Origin of the sequence: Burkholderia lata (assembly GCF_902499025.1) — a bacterium.
In the GTDB taxonomy this organism is placed as follows: Bacteria; Pseudomonadota; Gammaproteobacteria; order Burkholderiales; family Burkholderiaceae; genus Burkholderia; species Burkholderia lata_C.
This window is the reverse complement of sequence record NZ_CABVPW010000030.1, coordinates 16,349-36,043: the sequence shown is the minus strand read 5'-3', so window position 1 is coordinate 36,043 and position 19,695 is coordinate 16,349. Positions and strand designations below refer to the sequence as shown.

General features: G+C 67.0%; 18 protein-coding genes. 13 read left to right on the top strand and 5 right to left on the bottom strand.

Annotated features, from left to right (window positions below; translation table 11 throughout):
- The first annotated feature begins 415 nt into the window (after positions 1-415).
- The 3 genes from BDI24065_RS27205 to BDI24065_RS27195 all read left to right on the top strand — a co-directional run bounded on the left by BDI24065_RS27205 (position 416) and on the right by BDI24065_RS27195 (position 2,982).
- Positions 416-1,204 carry an SDR family oxidoreductase gene (locus tag BDI24065_RS27205; RefSeq protein WP_059521513.1) on the top strand — a complete coding sequence of 263 codons (789 nt, stop codon included), beginning with the start codon at positions 416-418 and terminating at the stop codon, positions 1,202-1,204.
- A gap of 37 nt (positions 1,205-1,241) precedes the next feature.
- Positions 1,242-2,258 (top strand): NADP-dependent oxidoreductase, encoded by a 1,017-nt coding sequence (locus BDI24065_RS27200; RefSeq protein ID WP_096474887.1) that lies wholly within the window; start codon positions 1,242-1,244, stop codon positions 2,256-2,258.
- A gap of 208 nt (positions 2,259-2,466) precedes the next feature.
- Positions 2,467-2,982 carry a thioesterase gene (locus BDI24065_RS27195; protein ID WP_175033879.1) on the top strand — a complete coding sequence of 172 codons (516 nt, stop codon included), beginning with the start codon at positions 2,467-2,469 and terminating at the stop codon, positions 2,980-2,982.
- 43 nt (positions 2,983-3,025) lie between these two features.
- On the opposite strand, the gene BDI24065_RS27190 is transcribed toward BDI24065_RS27195, so the two are convergent.
- The 4 genes from BDI24065_RS27190 to BDI24065_RS27175 form a co-directional block, all read right to left on the bottom strand.
- A complete protein-coding gene (locus BDI24065_RS27190) occupies positions 3,026-4,078 on the bottom strand; it encodes an AI-2E family transporter (RefSeq protein ID WP_175033878.1) in 1,053 nt (350 codons plus the stop codon).
- A gap of 250 nt (positions 4,079-4,328) precedes the next feature.
- Entirely contained in the window at positions 4,329-4,913 is a 585-nt protein-coding gene (locus BDI24065_RS27185) for a BPSL1445 family SYLF domain-containing lipoprotein (protein WP_175033877.1), read from the bottom strand.
- Positions 4,914-4,977: 64 nt separating this feature from the next.
- Positions 4,978-5,364, bottom strand: coding sequence for a DUF883 family protein (locus BDI24065_RS27180; RefSeq protein ID WP_011355880.1), 387 nt, complete (start codon positions 5,362-5,364; stop codon positions 4,978-4,980).
- Positions 5,365-5,649: 285 nt separating this feature from the next.
- Positions 5,650-7,500: an ExeM/NucH family extracellular endonuclease gene (locus BDI24065_RS27175; RefSeq protein WP_175033876.1), complete on the bottom strand. Its 1,851-nt coding sequence runs from the start codon at positions 7,498-7,500 to the stop codon at positions 5,650-5,652.
- 205 nt (positions 7,501-7,705) lie between these two features.
- Between BDI24065_RS27175 and BDI24065_RS27170 the strand changes: the two genes are divergently transcribed.
- The 8 genes from BDI24065_RS27170 (at position 7,706) to BDI24065_RS27135 (ending at position 14,736) form a co-directional block, all read left to right on the top strand.
- Entirely contained in the window at positions 7,706-8,059 is a 354-nt protein-coding gene (locus tag BDI24065_RS27170) for a YciI family protein (RefSeq protein ID WP_175033875.1), read from the top strand.
- A 125-nt stretch (positions 8,060-8,184) separates the two neighbouring features.
- The gene (locus BDI24065_RS27165) at positions 8,185-8,604 is read left to right on the top strand and encodes a YciI family protein (RefSeq protein WP_175033874.1); all 420 of its coding nucleotides are present in this window, start codon (positions 8,185-8,187) and stop codon (positions 8,602-8,604) included.
- A gap of 42 nt (positions 8,605-8,646) precedes the next feature.
- The gene (locus BDI24065_RS27160) at positions 8,647-9,063 is read left to right on the top strand and encodes a VOC family protein (RefSeq protein ID WP_175033873.1); all 417 of its coding nucleotides are present in this window, start codon (positions 8,647-8,649) and stop codon (positions 9,061-9,063) included.
- Positions 9,060-10,328, top strand: a complete 1,269-nt coding sequence (locus tag BDI24065_RS27155; protein ID WP_175033872.1) for an RNA polymerase sigma factor — start codon at positions 9,060-9,062, stop codon at positions 10,326-10,328. The genes BDI24065_RS27160 and BDI24065_RS27155 overlap by 4 nt, the downstream gene beginning before the upstream one ends.
- 245 nt (positions 10,329-10,573) lie before the next feature.
- Positions 10,574-10,996, top strand: a complete 423-nt coding sequence (locus BDI24065_RS27150; protein ID WP_089428047.1) for a rubrerythrin family protein — start codon at positions 10,574-10,576, stop codon at positions 10,994-10,996.
- Between the two features lie 123 nt (positions 10,997-11,119).
- On the top strand, positions 11,120-12,457 hold the full coding sequence (locus tag BDI24065_RS27145; RefSeq protein WP_175033871.1) for a heterodisulfide reductase-related iron-sulfur binding cluster: 1,338 nt from the start codon (positions 11,120-11,122) through the stop codon (positions 12,455-12,457).
- A gap of 31 nt (positions 12,458-12,488) precedes the next feature.
- Positions 12,489-13,070: a DUF3501 family protein gene (locus BDI24065_RS27140; protein ID WP_175033870.1), complete on the top strand. Its 582-nt coding sequence runs from the start codon at positions 12,489-12,491 to the stop codon at positions 13,068-13,070.
- Positions 13,071-13,794: 724 nt separating this feature from the next.
- The gene (locus BDI24065_RS27135; protein WP_175033951.1) at positions 13,795-14,736 is read left to right on the top strand and encodes a transposase; all 942 of its coding nucleotides are present in this window, start codon (positions 13,795-13,797) and stop codon (positions 14,734-14,736) included.
- A 122-nt stretch (positions 14,737-14,858) separates the two neighbouring features.
- On the opposite strand, the gene BDI24065_RS27130 is transcribed toward BDI24065_RS27135, so the two are convergent.
- Positions 14,859-16,385 (bottom strand): mannose-1-phosphate guanylyltransferase/mannose-6-phosphate isomerase, encoded by a 1,527-nt coding sequence (locus BDI24065_RS27130; RefSeq protein WP_175033869.1) that lies wholly within the window; start codon positions 16,383-16,385, stop codon positions 14,859-14,861.
- A 428-nt stretch (positions 16,386-16,813) separates the two neighbouring features.
- On the opposite strand from BDI24065_RS27130, the gene BDI24065_RS27125 reads away from it, so the two are divergent.
- Positions 16,814-18,187 (top strand): undecaprenyl-phosphate glucose phosphotransferase, encoded by a 1,374-nt coding sequence (locus BDI24065_RS27125; protein WP_175033868.1) that lies wholly within the window; start codon positions 16,814-16,816, stop codon positions 18,185-18,187.
- Between the two features lie 66 nt (positions 18,188-18,253).
- A complete protein-coding gene (locus tag BDI24065_RS27120) occupies positions 18,254-19,666 on the top strand; it encodes a UDP-glucose dehydrogenase family protein (RefSeq protein WP_175033867.1) in 1,413 nt (470 codons plus the stop codon).
- Positions 19,667-19,695: the final 29 nt, after the last annotated feature.

The window sequence follows — 19,695 nt, the reverse complement described above, 5'->3', positions numbered from 1 at the left end:
GCGGTTGCACGGTTCCACACCCGTCCATCTTCCCGGTTGTTTCCTCGCCTGCGCGGCGCGCGCCTTCCGTTACGCCCCAAATCAATGAACCGGCGGCCCTGCATGACCGGCAGGCGCCGCGCGCCTGTGCATGCGTGCCGGCACGCGAAGGTCATGAACCGTGCGTATGACCGGGCATAACGATTATTCATTTCATCGATTGGCGGCATTCGCGTACGCTGGCTGTCGTTCAACGGCGTCAGGCTGCCCGGCGCGCGTCCGGCACGCGTCAGGTTCATCTCGATATACTCGCGGAAACCGTGCGGCGCCTTGCGATGTCGAGGCACGGTCGACCGGCCCGCGTCGGCCGGAACAGGCACGGCCAACCCGTCGCGGCAGCGTTCCGCGACGACGATTCACGATAGGAGCAGGTCACATGACAGTCGTTTCTTCGCGCCTTGCCGGCAAGTGCGCATACATCACGGGCGCCGCGGGCGGCCTCGGCCGCGCGATCGCGCGCCGGATGGTCGAGCAGGGCGCGCGCGTGTTCGTGACCGACATCGCCGACGCGGCGGTGCTCGACGCGTTCGCGCAGGAACTCAACGCGGGCCACGCGACGCCGGTCGCGTTCGCCGCGACGCAGGACGTGCGCGACGAAGCGCGCTGGCAGGCGCTGCTCGCGCAGGCGGTCGACGCGATGGGCGGGCTGTCGGTACTCGTCAACAACGCGGGCGTCGGCTCGATCGGCTCGCCCGCGCAGATCGAGCTGGACGAATGGCGGCGCGTGATGGCGATCAACGTCGAGAGCATCGTGCTCGGCTGCAAGCATGCGCTGTCGTATCTGGCCGAAAGCCATCCCGCGTCGATCATCAACATCTCGTCGGTCGCCGCGTTCAAGGTCGAGCCGGATTTCACCGCGTACAACGCGTCGAAGGCGGCGGTCGCGTCGCTGACGAAGTCGGTCGCGATCGACTGCGCACGCCGCGAGATCGACGTGCGCTGCAACTCGATTCACCCGGCGTTCATCCGCACGGGGATCGTCGAGCCGCTGTTCCAGTCGCTCGGCGAACGCGACGCGACACGCAAGCTCGCGCGCGGCATTCCGCTGCGCCGGCTCGGCGAGCCGGACGACGTCGCGCATGCGGCCGTGTATCTCGCGTCCGACGAGAGCCGCTTCGTGACGGCCGCCGAACTCGTGATCGACGGCGGCATGTGCGCGGTCTGACGCGCATCCCGAACTACAACGACCGGAGGAGAACATCGTGTCCACACCCGTGAACCGCCAACTGCTGCTGAAGACGCGCCCGGAAGGGCGGGTCGGCCGCGAACACTTTTCGCTCGTCGAGACGCCGGTGCCGGCGCTCGCGGACGGCGAGGTGCTCGTGCGCGTGCTGTACCTGTCGATGGACCCGACCAACCGCGTGTGGATGAGCGACGTGCCGCAGTACCTGCCGCCCGTCGCGATCGGCGAGGTGATGCGCGCGCTCGGCATCGGGCGCGTGGTCGCGTCGCGCCATGCGGGGTTCGCGGAAGGCGATCTCGTGCAGGGGCTCGTCGGCTGGCAGGACTACGCGGTCGTGCCGGCCGACCAGGCCGCGCAGCTCGTGAAGCTGCCCGCGCAGTCGGGCCTGCCGCTGCCGACGCTGCTCGGCGCGTGCGGGATGAGCGGGCTGACCGCGTACTACGGGCTGACCGACATCGCGCCGGTGCAGCCGGGCGAGACGCTCGTGGTTTCGGCGGCGGCCGGCTCGGTCGGCTCGATCGCCGGGCAGATCGGCAAGATCCACGGCGCGCGCGTGGTCGGCATCGCGGGCGGTGCGGACAAGTGCCGCTACCTGACCGAGACGCTCGGCTTCGACGCGGCCGTCGACTACAAGGCCGACGATTTCCGTCAGCAGCTGAAGGCGGCGACGCCGGACGGCGTGCACGTGAACTTCGAGAACGTCGGCGGCGAGGTGATGCGCGCGGTGCTGTCGCGGATGGTGATCGGCGGGCGCGTCGCGTTGTGCGGCGTGATCTCGAATTACAACAGCGGGCGCGCGGCGGACGACGTCGGCGTGCTGATCTCGAAGCGGCTGACGATGCGCGGCTTCCTGATCCTCGACTATCGCAAGAGCCGCGAGGCCGTGCAGACACTCGCAGGCTGGCTGCGCGACGGCCGGCTCAAGGCCGAGGAGACTGTTGCAGACGGTCTCGAGAATGCGCCCGACGTGCTGAATCGCCTGTTCGACGGCGACCATCGCGGCAAGCTCGTGCTGCGCGTCGATCCGGACGCGTGACCGGCCCGCGGCCCGGCGTGCGAGGCTGTTCGTACGCCGCCGCGAGCGGGTGCCGAACGCTGCGCGTTCGATCAGTCGGGCCTTAGTTTAGGACTTGTCCCATATCTTGTCCGGACGTCTCTCCCTAAAGTGATTGCCAGCAGACAGGCGGCGTGACCGACGCGTCACGCCGCCTTTTTTTCTGGTCACGCGGCAGAGGGGAGGGAACATGCGAAACGACGCGAATCGGGCGCAATCGGCAGTGATGCGCAATCGAACGGCGCAGTGCGCCGGTGCCGTGCGGAAGGTGGCGATCGGGTTTGGCGTGGCGTTCGCGATGTCGAATGCGGTGGCGGCCGGGCACGCCGCGTCAGGCGGTGACGTGCGGTTCACGGGCGCGCTCGTCGATCTCTACGACGTGACGCTCGACGCACCGTCGGCCGTAGTGGTCGAAAGTCGAGAGAGGGCGCGCGGCGGGGCGGCGGCAACGCTGCGGTTCGATGCACATGGCCGGCGTTTGCCGGGCGCCCATGTGGCGCTGGTCGGTCCCGACGGTGCGCCGTTCGCGCCGGAGGTCGCTTCGCGCGTGCGGGCCACGTGGCGCGATGCGCACGACGATCGAAGCATGCCGCTGGTGTCGGGGCGCACGTATCGCGTGGGCCCGTATGGCGGTGTGATGTCGCTGGCGGCGGATGCAGAAACGGGCGCCGAGGCGCCCGTCGTGATCCGCATTCGCCATCCGTGACGGCGCATGCCTGCAGGTGCGTGGCACGCGGCCACGCGCTGCGTCATTCGCCCTGTTCGGAGCGTGCGTAGATGTCCCAGCTCGCCATGAACAGCGCGGCGACGAGCGGCCCGATCACGAAGCCGGTGATGCCGAACAGCGCCATCCCGCCGAGCGTCGAGATCAGCACGACCCAGTCGGGCATCTTCGTGTCCTTGCCGACGAGGATCGGACGCAGCAGGTTGTCGACGAGGCCGATCACGCCGACGCAGAACACGACGAGGATCACGCATTTCCACACCGCGCCGATCATCAGCAAGTAGAGCGCGGCCGGCACCCATACGAGGCTCGCGCCGATCGCGGGCAGCAGCGACAGGAACGCCATCAGCGCACCCCACAGCACGACGCCTTCGATCCCGAGGATCCAGAAGATCAGGCCGCCGAGCGCACCCTGCACGAGCGCGACCGCGATGTTGCCCTTCACGGTCGCGCGCACGACCGTCGTGAATTTTGCCAGCAGCAGGTTCTTGTGCTCGTCGTCGAGCGGCAGCGCGCGGCGCACGCGGCGGCCGATCTCGCCGCCGTCGCGCAGCAGGAAGAACACCATGTACAGCATCACGCCGAAGCTCACGACGAACTGGAACGTGTTCTGGCCGATGCTGAGTGCCTGCGCTGCCGCGAGCTGGCTGATCTGCGCGGCGCCGTCGGTCAGTTTCTTCTGGATGCCCGGGAGGTTGCTCAGCCCGTATTTCTGCAGCAGGTGCTGGATCGACGACGGCAGCGCGTGGATGATGTCCTGGAAGTATTGCGAATAGTTCGGCTGCGCCGTCTTGATTTCCTGGTACACGTACGCGATTTCCTGCACGAGCGTCGCGGCGACGAACACGAGCGGCAGGATCACGATCAGGACGATCAGCGACAGCGTCAGGAGCGCGGCGAGGTTGCGCCGCTTGCCGAAGCGCGCGGCGAGCCAGCGTTGCACGGGCTGGAACAGGATCGCGAGAATGGTGCCCCAGAACACGGCTCCGGAAAACGGCGCGAGGATCCAGCAGAGTCCGACGGTGACCGCGGCCAGCAGGAAGTAGAAGAATTTTTGGTGGTCGTGTCCGCTTTCCATGGATGACATTCGCGCAGATTGATGCGTGGTTTGATTGAATCTCGTTGCTCCGTGCGCGATCGGTTCGCGATCGTCACGGGTTCGCGGCGCAACGCGCCGCGGGCGGCCGTCCGCCGGGCAACCCGAACCGGAGTATGCCCGCAAAGGTGCCGCCATCATAGCCGCTGCGCGCGGCACATGCGAAAACGCCGCGGCCGGGGCCGCGGCGCTGCCGGGAAGCAAACGCGGCGCGACGCCGCGTGCCGCATCGTCAGATATCGAGCTTCGTGACCTTCGTGCCATTGACGGACAGGTCGCCCATCAGGCCCGCATTGGTCAGGACCAGCACTTCGACCGGTGCGGTCGCCGTGGTCGTATCGACCGCGCCGTTCGCGCCGACCTTCACGACCGCAACCGATGCGTCGGCGCCCGCGGCCCAGCCTTCGGACTTGCGGAACGAGTCGAGCGCATCCTGCGTCATGAACAGGAACACGATCGCCTTCGACTGCGCGCCGGCCTGCAGGCCGACCGACAGCGACGACGTGTTGTAGTAGCCGACCGTGCTGCCCCCGACGCGCAGCGAGCCGTTGCCGGACTGGCCGCCGACGATGAAGCCGGCCTGCAGCACGTTCGGGAACACGAGCACGCCGCGCGATTTCGCGACGAGCTCACGCGAACCCGGCACCGTCGAATAGAGGCGCGACAGTGTCGCGTTGACGCTGGCGTCGATCGACTGACGCTTCGACGCGCTGGCCGCGGCGCTTTCCGGTTTGTCCGGGGTGGTCGTGCAGCCGGCGAGCGCGAGGCTGCCGAGCAGGACGGCGGCGGCGGCTTTCATGGCAAAGGTGTTTTGCATGGCGTTTCTCCTTCGTTGTCTGATTGAGGACGGACGGTGCGGGCGGCGGGGCAGCCGGCGCCGTTCAACGGCGGGCAAGGAGCAGGCCCGCAACGAACGCGAGGCCGGCGACGACGCCGGCGGTTTGCCACGGGTTGTCTTGCACGACCTGCGACACGCGTTCGGCTGAGTCGCGCAGCCGGGCGACGGCGCTGCCCGACGCATGGTCGAGCGTGCTGCGCGCTTCATCGAGCCGGGATTGCACGCGCTTGCGCAGCGCGGCGATATCGCCGTCGCCATCGTTTTTCAGCAGATCTTCCAGTTCGTCGACCAGCCCGCGCAGATCGTCGGTGACGTCGGCATGCAGGTCGCGGGCAGCCGAACGCGTCGTGCGTCCCACGCGCCGGCCCGTGCGGCGAATGTCGGACAGGCCGCGGTCCAGCTTGTGTTCGATCGAGTCGGTGAGCGCCATGGTGTTTATCCTCCTTCGATTCAAGGCCAATTTGAAGATAAGACGAATCCCTGCAACTAATGTGATTCACTTGGCCCAGTTGAGTTTCGAGACAAATTTTCAATTCGTCGGCAGGATTGCCGCGAAGCCCCGCCACACGGGGCGGCGCGGCGGTTGAAAAAAATTCGCATTCCGGGCGAAGCGGCGTATCGGGCTGCGGTACGCGGTGACGGTCCGGTAAATATCGCGTCGCCAGGGCTACCAGGTAAATAGTGCCGTTGCAGGCGTTGTGCTGATGCAAATGCACTAGTCGACGGTTTGTCGACGAGCACGGCTTGTGCCCGTGACCGCCAAGGGTCCGCTGTCGCCAAGCGCGACGTCGATCACGACGGGATCGTGATCCGATGACCGGTACGCGTCGGGTGCGTAATAAGACGACCGTTGTGCGGACGTTTTGTAATCGGGCACGGGTTGCAGCGCGACCGGCTCGTCGGCGTTGATGTGCCAGACGTGCACCGCCTTCACGCGCGCGGCGAGCGCCGGCGTGGCGAGCGCGTGGTCGAGGCTGCCCGCTTCGCCGCGAAATACGTAGCTGTACGCAGCATCGCCGACGAAGCGGGCCACCAGATTCGCGTAGCCGCGCGATTCGAGCGCGCGAACCGGATCTTCCTTCGCGTAGCTGTTCAGGTCGCCGATCAGCAGCACGCCGTCCGCCGCGGTGCCGGTTGGCGATGTGGCGAGCCAGTCGGCGACGCGCGCGGCGGCCCGCGTGCGCGCCGCATTCCAGCAGCCCTGGCCGTCCGACTGGTCGCGATCGGCGCCGGTCGCGTTCGGGCAGTTCTTCGATTTCAGGTGATTGACCGCGACCGTGACGGCGCGCGTGCCGCCGATGCGCCGGAATGTCTGCGCGAGCGGCGGGCGGTGCCGGCCGCCGAGCGCGACGGTCGCCGCGCGCCCGGCCGGCTCGACCGTGCGGCTGTCGTACAGCAGCGCGACCGCGATCGCATCGCGGCCGAGCCGCGCGGTGCCGGGATCGACCACGCGCCAGCCGTCGCCAAGTCGCGCGGCGAGACGGCGCACGGCGCTTGCTTCACCGTGGCCGTTGTTCGCGATTTCCATCAGCCCGATCACGTCGGCACGCAGTGCGCGCAACGCCGCGGCGATCTTCGCCTCCTGCCGCGCGAACGCGGCGGGCGTTTTCGCACCCCGGTTGGCCGGGGCATCGAATCCGCCGCCATGCCCGTCGCCGTTGAAATAGTTGAATACGTTGAACGACACGATGCGCATGTCGGCGTCGGGATGCCGGGCCGGCGCATCGGTACGCGGGTTCGCGGCGGCATCGAACACCGGCGCCGCGCCGGCCACCGGTTGCAGCCGCCACGCGCCGTGGCGCAGTTCGAGCACAGCTTCGACGCCGCGCACCGTGTAGCCCGCGCGCAGCGTGTTGGCGGCGCTCAGTGTGGGCGGCGGATAGCGCACGGTCGCGGGATCGCGGCGATTCGAGCCGTCGTCGAGCACGATGCGGTTGCGTGCGTTGGCTGCCGCGAGCGCGGCGGCCTCGGCCGGCGGTGCGACGTGGGTCGGGATGCGCAGCCGGCCGTTGCTGAGGACGACGCTGCCGTAGCGGCCGAGTTCGTAGGTATCGCTGACCATCAGCGTTTGCGGCAGGCGCACCCGCATGCCTTCATGTGCGGCCAGTACCGCCGGCGTTGCGACCGGCAGCGTGAGCGTCGCCGGTGTGACCGTCTGACCGCGTGCGCAGACGGTCACGCCGCCCGACAGCGTGAATTGCGTCCGGCCGTATCGCTCGTCGACGCGGCCCGTGAGATGCACGAGGTCGCCGGCCTGCGCGTGCGCGTTCGGCGCGTACACGAACACGCCTTCCGGGACGCCCGGCCGGTGCCGTCGCTGCGCGTCGGCCTGCTGGACGAAAAAGCCGCCGAGGCCGTCGGCGCCGCCGAAGGCCGCGGTGACGACCGCTTCGATCGAGGTCGTTTGCCCGGCCAGCGGCGACGGGCCGCCTGCGCCGCGGAGGTCGGCAATCGGCGTGGCTGTGCCGCCGCAGCCGGCACTGACCGACGGCGCGGCCGCGGCCGGCTGGACCGAGCAGGCGGCGAGGGCGAGGAACGGAGCAGCGGCAAGCGACAGGCGTGACATGGGACGGTCCACAGGAAGAAAATCCGACAAGTTCGAGAGGGCATCTTGACGGCAAAATGTCAGGAAGCGGCCGAAATGGCCGTCCGGCCAGTTGCCGATTGGCCGACGATGCAAGCCGCACGGCGGCTGCTACGCTTTTGCATCGGCCGGCGCATCCCGATCGCGCAGCGACCGCTGCCGCGCCCCGTTCCCACAGGAGAAGTCCATGTCTTACATGCTGTTGATTGTCGAGCCGACCGACCAGCGTGCCGAACGCACGCTCGAAGAAGGCCAGGCGCTGTACGCACGGATGGTCGATTTCGCCGAGACGCTGAAGGCGCGCGGCGTGCTGCGCGGCGTCGAGTCGCTGGAGCGTTCCGAGCGCGGCACGCGCGTCCAGGTGCGCGACGGCGAGACGCGCCTGCTCGACGGCCCGTTCGCGGAGGCGAAGGAGATGGTCGGCGGCTTCTTCATCGTCGACGTCGGCACGCGCGAGGAAGCGATCGAGATCGCGCGCCAGTGCCCGGCCGCGCAGTGGTGCACGGTCGAGGTGCGCGCGGTCGGCCCGTGCTTCCTGTAAAGGCTGCGACTCGGTATTTACCCTGATATGTCGCGGAATATGTCGATCCGGCTGTCTTCCGGCCGTCGTCCGGATAAGGCGCCGATGAATGGGCGCTGCCTTCCACCGACGACAAGGAGTGAACGATGCGATTCATGATCATGATCCGGGCGAACGCCGTCAGCGAGTCCGACGCGTTGCCGGACAACCGGCTGGTCGAGGCCATGACCGTCTATCACGAGGAACTGGCCAAGGCTGGCGTGCTGCTCGACGCGAACGGGCTGCGGCCGAGCGCGCGCGGCTGGCGCGTGCGCTACGCGGGCGGCAAGGGCACCGTGGTCGACGGCCCGTTCGCCGAAACGAAGGAACTGATTGCCGGCTACACGTTGATCCAGGTGCGTTCGCGCGACGAAGCGCTCGAATGGACGCGCCGGTTCCCCGCGCCGTTCGGCGCCGAGATGGATTGCGAGATCGAGGTGCGGCCGCTGTTCGAGCTCGACGACCTCACGCCGAGCGACGCGGTCGAGCGGTTCCGCGAACTCCACGTCGGCCGCACCGGCGCCTGATTGATTGCCCACCTGAACCCAACCTCACCGGGAGCACCCGTCATGCACAAGATGGTCTTCATCAACCTGCCCGTGGCCGACCTGCCGCGCTCGAAGGCGTTCTACCAGGCGCTCGGCTTTGAAGTCGTGCCGGCTTATACCAACGACCAGGCCGCCTGCATCAAGATCAGCGACACGATCTTCGCGATGCTGCTCGTGCGGCCGTTTTTCCAGACGTTTACCGGCAAGACCATCATCGATCCGGCGACGCAGGTGCAGGTCCTGTCGTGCCTGTCGTGCGACAGCCGCGCCGAGGTCGACGCGATCGTCGCGAAGGCGCTCGCGGCCGGCGGCTCCGCGCCGCAAGCGCCGCGCGAGTACCCGAACATGTACGGCCACGGGTTCGACGATCCCGACGGCCACGCATGGGAGCTGATGGCCATGCCGCTGGACGCGTCCGCCGAGGGGCATGCGTCGTGACGCGTGAGGCGACTCACCGTGCGATCGAAGCGGTCTGGCGGATCGAGGCGCCCAAGATCATCGCGCGCGCCGCGCGCGTGGTGCGCGACGTCGGCGTGGCCGAGGAGCTGGCGCAGGACACGCTCGTCGCGGCGCTCGAGCACTGGCCCGTCGACGGCGTGCCGGACAACCCGGCCGCATGGCTGATGACGGCCGTGAAGCGTCGCGCGCTCGATCGTGTCCGGCAGGAGTCGCTGCACGCGGTGAAGCGCGACCAGCTCGGCCACGAGATGGACGCGCTCGAAGCGCATGTCGTCCCCGATATCGCGGAGGCGCTCGCCGACGCGAGCGACGACGACATCGGCGACGACCTTTTGCGGCTGATCTTCACGTCGTGCCACCCGGTGCTGTCGACCGATGCGCGCGTCGCGCTGACGCTGCGGCTGCTCGGCGGGCTGACGACGGGCGAGATCGCGCGCGCGTTCCTCACGCCCGAGCCGACGATCGCGCAGCGGATCGTGCGCGCCAAACGCACGCTCGCGGCGGCGCACGTGCCGTTCGAGGTGCCGGCCGCCGATGCGCGGCCGGCGCGGCTCGCGTCGGTGCTCGAAGTGATCTATCTCGTGTTCAACGAAGGCCATGCGGCGACCTCGGGCGACGACTGGACGCGCCCGGCGCTGTGCGACGAGGCGTTGCGGCTCGGCCGCGTGCTGGCCGGGCTGGCGCCCGACGAGAGCGAGGTGCTCGGGCTCGTCGCGCTGATGGAGCTGCAGGCGTCGCGCATGCATGCGCGTACCGACGCACAGGGCCGCCCCGTGCTGCTGCTCGACCAGGATCGCAGCCGCTGGGATCCGCTGCTGATCCGGCGCGGCCTCGCGGCGCTCGAACGCGCGACGAAGCTCGGCGGCGTACGCGGGCCGTATGCGCTGCAGGCTGCGCTGGCCGCCTGCCATGCGCGCGCGCGGCAGGCGTCGGATACGGACTGGGCGCAGATCGTCGCGCTGTATGACGCGCTCGCCGAAGTCGCCCCGTCGCCCGTCGTCGAGCTGAATCGCGCGGTGGCCGTCGGGATGGCGTTCGGGCCCGCCGCGGCGCTCGAACTCGTCGACGCGCTGCGCGACGATCCCGCGCTCGCGCGCTATCACTGGCTGCCGAGCGTGCGGGGCGACCTGCTGGCGAAGCTGGGCCGCGCCGACGAAGCCAAGGCCGAATTCCGCCGCGCGGCGGAACTGACGCGCAACGAGCGCGAACGCGAATTGCTGCTCAGGCGCGCGACGGACGCGTGATCCACGCGGCACACGCGGCACGCGCGAATGCCGCGCATCGCGCACCGTGCGCCGGGCACCCCCGGCAGCGCGCACCGCATCCCGCCAAGCACTATCGCCCGGATTGAAAAAGCCTATTGGGGGATGCGAACGCGAGCGCCTAGATTGGAGAGCACGATGCGCGCGCCCCGGCACACGCATCGTTCCCCACATACCTGATCGGCCCGGCTTCGCACGCGGCCGCGCCGACTCGAACGGAGGCGCAAATGGCTCAACTCAAGGGCAGCAAAACCGAAGAGAACCTGAAGGCCGCATTCGCGGGCGAATCGCAGGCGAACCGGCGTTATCTGTATTTCGCTTCGAAGGCTGACGTGGAAGGCCAGAACGACGTCGCCGCGCTGTTCCGCTCGACCGCCGAAGGCGAAACCGGCCATGCGCATGGCCATCTCGAATACCTGGAAGCCGTCGGCGATCCGGCAACGGGCTTGCCGTTCGGTTCATCGCGGCAGAATCTCGAATCGGCGATCGCCGGCGAAACGCACGAATACACCGACATGTATCCGGGCATGGCGAAGGCGGCGCGCGAAGAAGGCTTCGACGAAATCGCAAACTGGTTCGAGACGCTCGCGAAGGCTGAACGCAGCCACGCGAATCGCTATACGAAGGCGCTGGACAGTCTCGTCGACTGACGGGCCGCCGCGGGCCGCACGGCAGGCTGTGCGACCGGCAAGCGGCCGGCTGTTCGTTCATCGCTGCCCGCATCGCGCGGGCGGCGCTGGCGCGCATGCGCGCCACGCTGGATGGAGCGCCCCATGCCCCACAAGGAAGGCAGTCTCGAAGCCCCGACCCGGCATCCGCTCGACTGGCAGTCCGATGCGTTCTACGACCAGGCCGCGATCGACGCGGAAATGACGCGCGTGTTCGACATCTGCGCCGGATGCCGGCGCTGCGTGTCGCTCTGCGGCGCGTTTCCGACGCTGTTCGATCTGGTCGACGACACGCCGATGGGCGATATCGAGGAGGTGCCGAAGGAAGCGTTCGGCAAGGTCGTCGACCAGTGCTACCTGTGCGACCTCTGCTACATGACGAAATGCCCGTACGTGCCGCCGCACGCGTGGAACGTCGACTTCCCGCACCTGATGCTGCGCGGCAAGGCCGCGCGCTACAAGCGCGGCGAAGCGACGCTGCGCGACAAGGTGCTGTCGAACACCGATGCGCTCGGCCACTTCGCCGGCATTCCGATCGTCACGCAGGCGGTGAACGCGGTGAACCGCACGCCGCCCGCGCGCCATGCGCTCGAAGCGACGCTCGGCGTCGATCGCAACGCATGGCTGCCGGAATTCGCGCCGCGCAAGTTCCGGCGCACGGCGAAGCCATCGGACGGCTTGCCGGTGCGCGACGGCGAACGCACGCCCGGCAAGGTCGCGATCTACGCGACGTGCTACGTGAATTTCAACGAGCCGGGCATCGGCCACGACCTGCTCGCGATCCTCGCGCACAACGACATTCCGTACGAACTCGTCACGCGCGAAGCCTGCTGCGGGATGCCGCTGCTCGAGCAGGGCAATCTCGCCGGCGTGGCCGCGAAGAAGGACGTGAACCTGCCCGTGCTCGAACGCTATGCGCGCGAAGGCTATGCGCTGATCGGCGCGATCCCGAGCTGTGTGCTGATGTACAAGAGCGAGTTGCCGTTGATGTTCCCCGGCGACGAAGCCGTGCGCGCGGTGGCCGATGCATTCTGGGATCCGTTCGAATACGTGATCGCGCGGCATCGCGACGGACTGCTGAAGACCGATTTCAAGACGGGCCTCGGCACCGTGTCGTATCACGTGCCGTGCCATGCGCGCGTGCAGAACATCGGCCGCAAGACGGCCGACGTGCTGCAGCTCGTGCCCGAGACGCGCGTGAATGTCGTCGAGCGCTGCTCGGGCCATGCGGGCACGTTCGGCGTGAAAAAGGAATTTCACGCGGACGCGATGCGGATCGGCGGGCCCGTGTTCAAGGCGATGGCCGAGCCGCAGCCGGATTTCGTGTCGTCGGACTGCGCGCTGGCCGGCCATCACATCGTGCAGGGCATCGACGACAAGGGGCTGCCGTCCGCGCCGCTCGCGCATCCGCTCACGTTGCTGCGCCGCGCGTACGGCATCTGAGCCGCCGCCGGCCGACCCACGAGGACATCCCATGACGTTGACCCGCGACTCCCTGCTGACGCTCGAAGCGTACGCGAAGATCCGCAAGGCCGAACACGCGCGGCTGGTCGCGTACAAGCGCCGCCGCGCGGTGGCGCTCGGCAACCACCTGCGCTTCCTGTTCGAGGACGAGACGACGATCCGCTATCAGATCCAGGAGATGCTGCACATCGAGAAGATCTTCGACCAGGCGGGCATCGAAGGCGAGCTGGAAGCCTATCTGCCGCTCGTGCCCGACGGCACGAACCTGAAGGCGACGATGCAGATCGAGTACGAGCACGAGATCGAACGGCGCGCGGCGCTCGCGCGGCTGATCGGCGTCGAGGATCGCGTGTACCTGCAGGTCGACGGGCACGCGAGCGTCTACGCGATTGCCGACGAGGATCTCGACCGCGACAACGCCGAAAAGACGTCGGCCGTGCACTTCGTGCGCTTCGAGCTCGGCGCGCCGATGCGCGCGGCGCTCAGGGGCGGGGCGGCGCTGTCGATCGGCTGCGATCACCCGGCCTACACGATGCCGCCGCAGCGCGTGGGCGCGGATGTGACCGCCTCGCTGGCCGGCGATCTGCGCTGACGCGTCCACCGCGCGTCCGGCACACCGGTTTCCGTTTTTCCGTTCCGACCCGAAACAGAATTTCCGCCGCCGACGCGGTGCTTGCGCTCGCCTGCCGCCGCGGAGATGTAACAGGCATCACGAGTTTGCGTGCGGCGAAAAATGTGCATCTCGCGTCACCGTGCTTTCATCACTCGCAGAGAAACAATAAAAAGATTGTGCATGGAGATAATTAAAATCGGTGAAATTCGAATGATTTACCGATTCGTGAATATCTTGTTACGAATTTTCCCCTGATTTACCGATGTTGGGCAGCAATGCGCGGGATTGTTGCCGGCAGGGGTCGGGGTGGCCCGAAAATGCCCATAAAAAGGCATTCTTCATACGCTGCGGAGCCCCGCCGGACGGGCTTTTGCAGCGGAGCGCATAAAGATCTCGCAAAAAAATTCATGCGTAAATACATTACGCATCAATGGCAGGTTGTTTCAGTGCGTAACATTAAGTCATTGTCATACTGAGATAAACCCTAGGGGTGGTATGCTTCGTGCACAAAAATTCCCACATTGGAGTGAGACCGTGATTTGTGCGTCATTGCCGGGAATGGCGGCACCGTGAAAGTGCGGTGCTGCGCCGGCATGCACAACACCGGATAACCATAATGTGCAACCTGGCCGCCCCGCGACGCGATGTGTCGCGACGGCGCCGCCAATCGCAGCCCCGGCCTGGCTGCGTGGAGAGATCTACTATGTTCTTCGATGAGCTTAACGATGAAGAGTGGTTTCGTCTTTCAACGCTGATCGCCGATGAACCCATCCGGCTGAACCGTCGTGGGCGTCCACGCGCCGAACCGCGCGTCGTTGCCAATGCGGTGCTCTGGATCCTGACGACCGGTGAAGCCTGGTCGAAGCTGCCCGGTCGCTATCCGTCCGGGCCGACGTGCCGTCGCCGTTACGAGGAGTGGCTCGCGACCGGCACGCTGCTGCAGATGATCGACGTGCTGACCCAGTTCAGCGGGCGCACGTTCGCGTATATCCCGCCGCCCCCGGTGCCGGTCGTGCCCGCGCGTCGTGCCGAGCCCGTGCCCGACAACGACCGCTTGCGCGGCGTGTTCTGGCAAAACCCCGAGTCGTGGCAATTGCCGGTCGCTCAGGCAAACGTTTGGGATGGCGAGGGCGCGTCGCTGAGCGCGAGGCCGGACGACGAAGTGGTCGATCCGTCGGACACTGCGTTCACGGTGCCCGGTGCGCCGTCGACGGCGCTGCGCCATGCGCATGCGTCGTCGGCGAGCTTCGCCGCGGCCGAACCGCAAGTCGACGAATATCGCGGCTATACGATCTGCGGCATCGCGCAGCCCGTGCAGAACCTGATGTATCGCGCGTGGGCCGAGATTGCGCAGGACGACCGGCGCGTCGAGCGCTCGGGCCTGATCGGCCCGCGCTTCACCGATGCCGAGGAAGCCGAGCAGTTCGCGCTCGACTGGGCGCGCCAGTGGATCGATCGCCATGGCGCGAGCGACGAACCGGCGCGCGAGCCGCAAGGCGAGGTGCTGGCCGGCCTGTCCGCGCTTGCGCGTGCGGAGTCGGACATCCAGCGCTTCATTGCCGAGCGTCATGCGGGCGCACTGTCCGAAAGCCGTAACGATCCGGTGCAGTCGGAGCGTCGCGAATACGTGTACCGCGTAGGCTGATCGCCGCACCGCTGACACGCGCGGGCCGTCGTGTGCCACGACGCCCGTGCGGAAGTCCCGTCTTTCCGTGCCTGCCTTGTCCGGGGCGCCGCTGTCGAAGCGGCGCCCCATCTGCACGTGCGTTATTGCCGGCCGTAGGTGTCGTTGAAGCGGACGATGTCGTCCTCGCCGAGATACGCGCCCGACTGCACCTCGATCAGCTCGAGCGGCATCTTGCCCGGGTTCTCGAGGCGGTGCGATACGCCGAGCGGGATGTACGTCGATTCGTTTTCGGACAGCAGGAACGTTTCGTCGCCGCGCGTGATGCGCGCGGTGCCGCGCACGACGATCCAGTGCTCGGCGCGATGGTGGTGCATCTGCAGCGACAGTTGCGCGCCCGGTTTCACGACGATGCGTTTCACCTGGAAGCGCTCGCCCATGTCGACCGAGTCGTAGTGGCCCCACGGGCGATGCACCTTGCGGTGATCGGTCGCTTCCGTGCCGCGTTGCGCCTTGATGCGCCCGACGATTTTCTTCACGTCCTGCACGCGCGACTTGTCCGCGACGAGCACGGCGTCAGGCGTTTCGACGACGACGAGGTTCTGCGTGCCGACGCAGGCGACGAGCCGGCTCTCCGAATGCGCGAAAGTCGATTCCGCGCCTTCGAACAGCACGTGGCCGCGGCCGACGTTCTCGGCATCGTCCTTCGGCGAGATCTGCCAGATCGCGTCCCACGAGCCGACGTCCGACCAGCCCGCGTCGAGCGGCACGACCACGCTTTCGCACAGCTGCGGCAGGCTCGCGAGCGGCTCCATCACCGCGTAGTCGATCGAGTTCGACGGCGACGCGGCGAATGCTTCGCGATCGACGCGGAAGAAGTCGCCATCGGCCTTGCCCCGGGCGACGGCCTGTTCGCAGGCGGCGTAGATCGCAGGCTCGAGCTGGCGGATCGCTTTCAGCCACACCGAGGCGCGAACGATGAAGATCCCGCTGTTCCACCAGTACTCGCCCGATGCGACGTACTGCTGAGCGAGTTCGAGATGCGGTTTCTCGACGAAACGGTCGAGACGGCGCACGTCGAGGCTGCCCGTCGCGGCGTCGCCGAGCGGCGCGCCGACGCGGATGTAGCCATATCCGGTTTCGGCATGCTTGGGCACGATCCCCATCGTCGCGATCTTGCCTTGTGCCGCGCAGTGCACGCCGGCCGCGACGGCCGCGTGAAAGCGCGGCAGGTCGGCCACCGCGTGGTCGGCCGGCATCACGGTCATCACCGCATCGTTGCCGCCGGCGACGAGCCGCAGCGCGGCCAGCGTCAGCGCGGGCGCGGTGTCGCGGCCGAGCGGCTCGAGCATGATCGTCGAGGACTTGGCGGTCAGGCGCAGCTGTTCGGCGGTCGTGAAGCGGTGATCCTCGCCGCATACGATCAGCACGTCGTCGTTCAGCGGATGGTCGCCCGCCAGGCCGTCGAGACGCAGCGCGGTCGACTGCAGCAACGAATGTTCGCCGAGCAGGCCGATCAGCTGTTTCGGAAAACGTTCGCGCGACATCGGCCACAGGCGCGTGCCGGAACCGCCGGCGAGAATCACCGGTTGCACGGCGACGCGCGTGCCGGCGGCGGGTGCGGCGGAAGAAGAATGGCGCGTTTCGGCAGCCACGGCCGGAGCATTCATGGTGACACTCTCCACGGTTGAAGTCAGTGCCTGTCGTTGTAGCATGAAGTAAATCGACAATAAAACCGGGTCCATTGGTCGATATTCGCCACGCATTCATCAGGGAGAATTTTCCGCGCTAGCATCAGATGCAAATAAAAAAATAAAAAATAAATCCGGATATCGACCTGTCTTGACCGCCCGCAAAGGGTGAGCGGAAATCGTAAAGGTTCCGAAAAAATTCCGATTCCTGCGTATTTCGGGAAAACCTGCCGATTTAATTCAAAAACTTAACGGCAATAATTTCCGATTATTTTTCGAAATACTTGTACGCTTGAGGCGAAAATTTCTTACCGCTTCAATAACGTCATGCAACGTTTGAATCGAATGTGCGGCATGGGTCGCACAAGGAGCTGTTCGGCAAACGCCTGTTCAAAGAGGAAGCAGACATGTTGAGCGTGCTGGCGAGAGTCATCGATATCGCGATGGTCGTGACGGGGGCGCTGATCGCCGCCGCGCTGCACGGTGGCGGCATCTGGCTCAACGACCTGCAGCGCACGATGATGCTGTTCGATTGCCTGCTCGTCGTCGTGTGCTTTCCCGCGTTCGGCATCTACCAGTCCTGGCGCGGCAAGCGTCTCGTCGGGCTGGTGGGGCGGGTTGTGTTCGCGTGGCTCCTGGTCGAGCTCGCGGGCATCCTGCTGAGCTTCAGCTTTCATCAGTCGGGCGACCTGTCGCGGATGTGGCTGGGCTATTGGGCGCTCGTGACGATGGCGCTGCTCGCCGGCTCGAAGGCCTGCGTGCACGTCGTGCTGCGGCAACTGCGCCGCGGCGGCTACAACCTGAAGGCGGTCGCGATCGTCGGCGGAACGCCGGCGGCGCGGCGGCTGATCGCGCAGATGCGGGCGCGGCCGGAAGCCGGTTTCAACCCGGTGTGCGTGTATGACGAAAGCGAAGCGCCGGGCGAAGTCGCGCTCGACGACGTGCGCATCGAGCGGCAGTTCGAATCGCTGGTGTGGCTGGTGCGCAGCCGCGCGATCAGCGAGCTGTGGCTTACGCTGCCGATTACGGAAGAGCGCCGGATTCACCAGATCGTGACGGTGTTCCGCCATGACTTCGTGAATATCCGCTTCATCCCGGACGTGCGCACGCTGTCGTTCTTCAACCAGGAAGTGGTCGAGGTGCTCGGCGTGCCGGCGATCAATCTCGCGGCGTCGCCGATCACCGACGTGCGGATCCTGCCGAAGTTCGTGTTCGACCGCGCGTTTGCGCTGGTGGCGCTCACGGGCCTCGCACCGGTGATGCTGCTGATCGCGTGCCTGATCAAGCTGACGTCGCGCGGGCCGGTGTTCTTTCGCCAGAAGCGCAAGGGCATCGACGGGCACGAGTTCGAGATCTACAAGTTCCGCTCGATGAAGGTGCACCAGGAAGTGGCGGGGCAGGTCACGCAGGCGAAGAAGAACGATTCGCGCGTGACGCCGGTCGGCCGGTTCCTGCGCCGCACGAGCCTCGATGAGCTGCCGCAGTTCATCAACGTATTGAAGGGCGAGATGTCGGTCGTCGGCCCGCGTCCGCATGCGCTCGCGCACGACGACATCTACAAGGATCTGGTCAAGGGCTACATGTTCCGCTACCGGATCAAGCCGGGCATCACCGGGTGGGCGCAGATCAACGGCTTTCGCGGCGAGACCGACCAGATCGAGAAGATGATGGGACGCGTGAAGCTCGATCTGTACTACATGCAGAACTGGTCGTTCTGGCTCGACATCAAGATCGTCGTGCTGACGCTCTGGAAAGGCTTCACCGGCAGCAACGCTTACTGACCTGGTGCCGCACAGGCATTCCGGTTTTACGAATTTCGAATCATTGGTCACGAGGTCCGACACATCATGAATCTGACTATCATCGGCAGCGGTTACGTAGGGCTTGTCACCGGCGCATGTCTGGCCGACATCGGGCACGACGTGTTCTGTCTCGACGTCGACCAGGCAAAGATCGACATCCTGAACAACGGCGGCGTGCCGATCCACGAGCCGGGCCTCAAGGAAGTCATTGCGCGCAACCGCTCGGCGGGCCGCCTGCGCTTCTCGACCGATATCGAGGCCGCAGTCGCGCACGGCGACGTGCAGTTCATCGCGGTCGGTACGCCGCCCGACGAGGACGGCTCGGCAGACCTGCAATACGTGCTCGCCGCGGCACGCAACATCGGCCGCACCATGACGGGCTTCAAGGTGATCGTCGACAAGTCGACGGTGCCGGTCGGCACGGCCGAGCGCGTGCGCGCAGCGGTGGCGGAAGAGCTTGCGAAGCGCGGCTGCGACCAGATGTTCTCGGTCGTGTCGAATCCGGAATTCCTGAAGGAAGGCGCGGCGGTCGACGATTTCACGCGGCCGGACCGCATCGTGATCGGCTGCGACGACGACGTGCCGGGCGAGCGCGCCCGCGAGCTGATGAAGAAGCTCTACGCGCCATTCAACCGCAACCACGAACGCACGCTGTACATGGACGTGCGCTCGGCCGAGTTCACGAAATACGCGGCGAACGCGATGCTCGCGACCCGCATCTCGTTCATGAACGAGCTGGCGAACCTCGCCGACCGCTTCGGCGCGGACATCGAGGCTGTGCGCCGCGGGATCGGTTCCGATCCGCGCATCGGCTATCACTTCCTGTACGCCGGCTGCGGCTACGGCGGCTCGTGCTTCCCGAAGGACGTCGAAGCGCTGATCCGCACCGCCGACGAGCACGGGCAGGCACTGCAGATCCTGAAGGCCGTGTCGTCGGTCAACGCGACGCAAAAGCGCGTGCTCGCCGAGAAGATCGTCGCGCGCTTCGGCGAGGACCTGACCGGCCGCACGTTCGCCATCTGGGGCCTCGCGTTCAAGCCGAATACCGACGACATGCGCGAAGCGCCGAGCCGCGAGCTGATCGCCGAGCTGCTGTCGCGCGGGGCGCGCATCGCCGCGTACGACCCGGTCGCGCAGCAGGAAGCGCGTCGCGTGATTGCCCTCGATCTCGCCGATCACCCGAGCTGGCTCGAGCGCCTGACCTTCGTCGACGACGAGGCGCAGGCCGCCCGCGACGCCGACGCGCTCGTGATCGTCACCGAATGGAAGATCTTCAAGAGCCCCGACTTCGTCGCGCTCGGCCGCCTGTGGAAGACGCCGGTGATCTTCGACGGCCGCAACCTGTACGAGCCGGAGACGATGAGCGAGCAGGGCATCGAATACCACCCGATCGGCCGGCCGGGCTCGCGCCAGGCCGTCGCCGCCCGTGTACCGGGCACCGCGCCCGCGAGCGCATAACCCGTTTCCCGTCACTCGTTACGAGACGC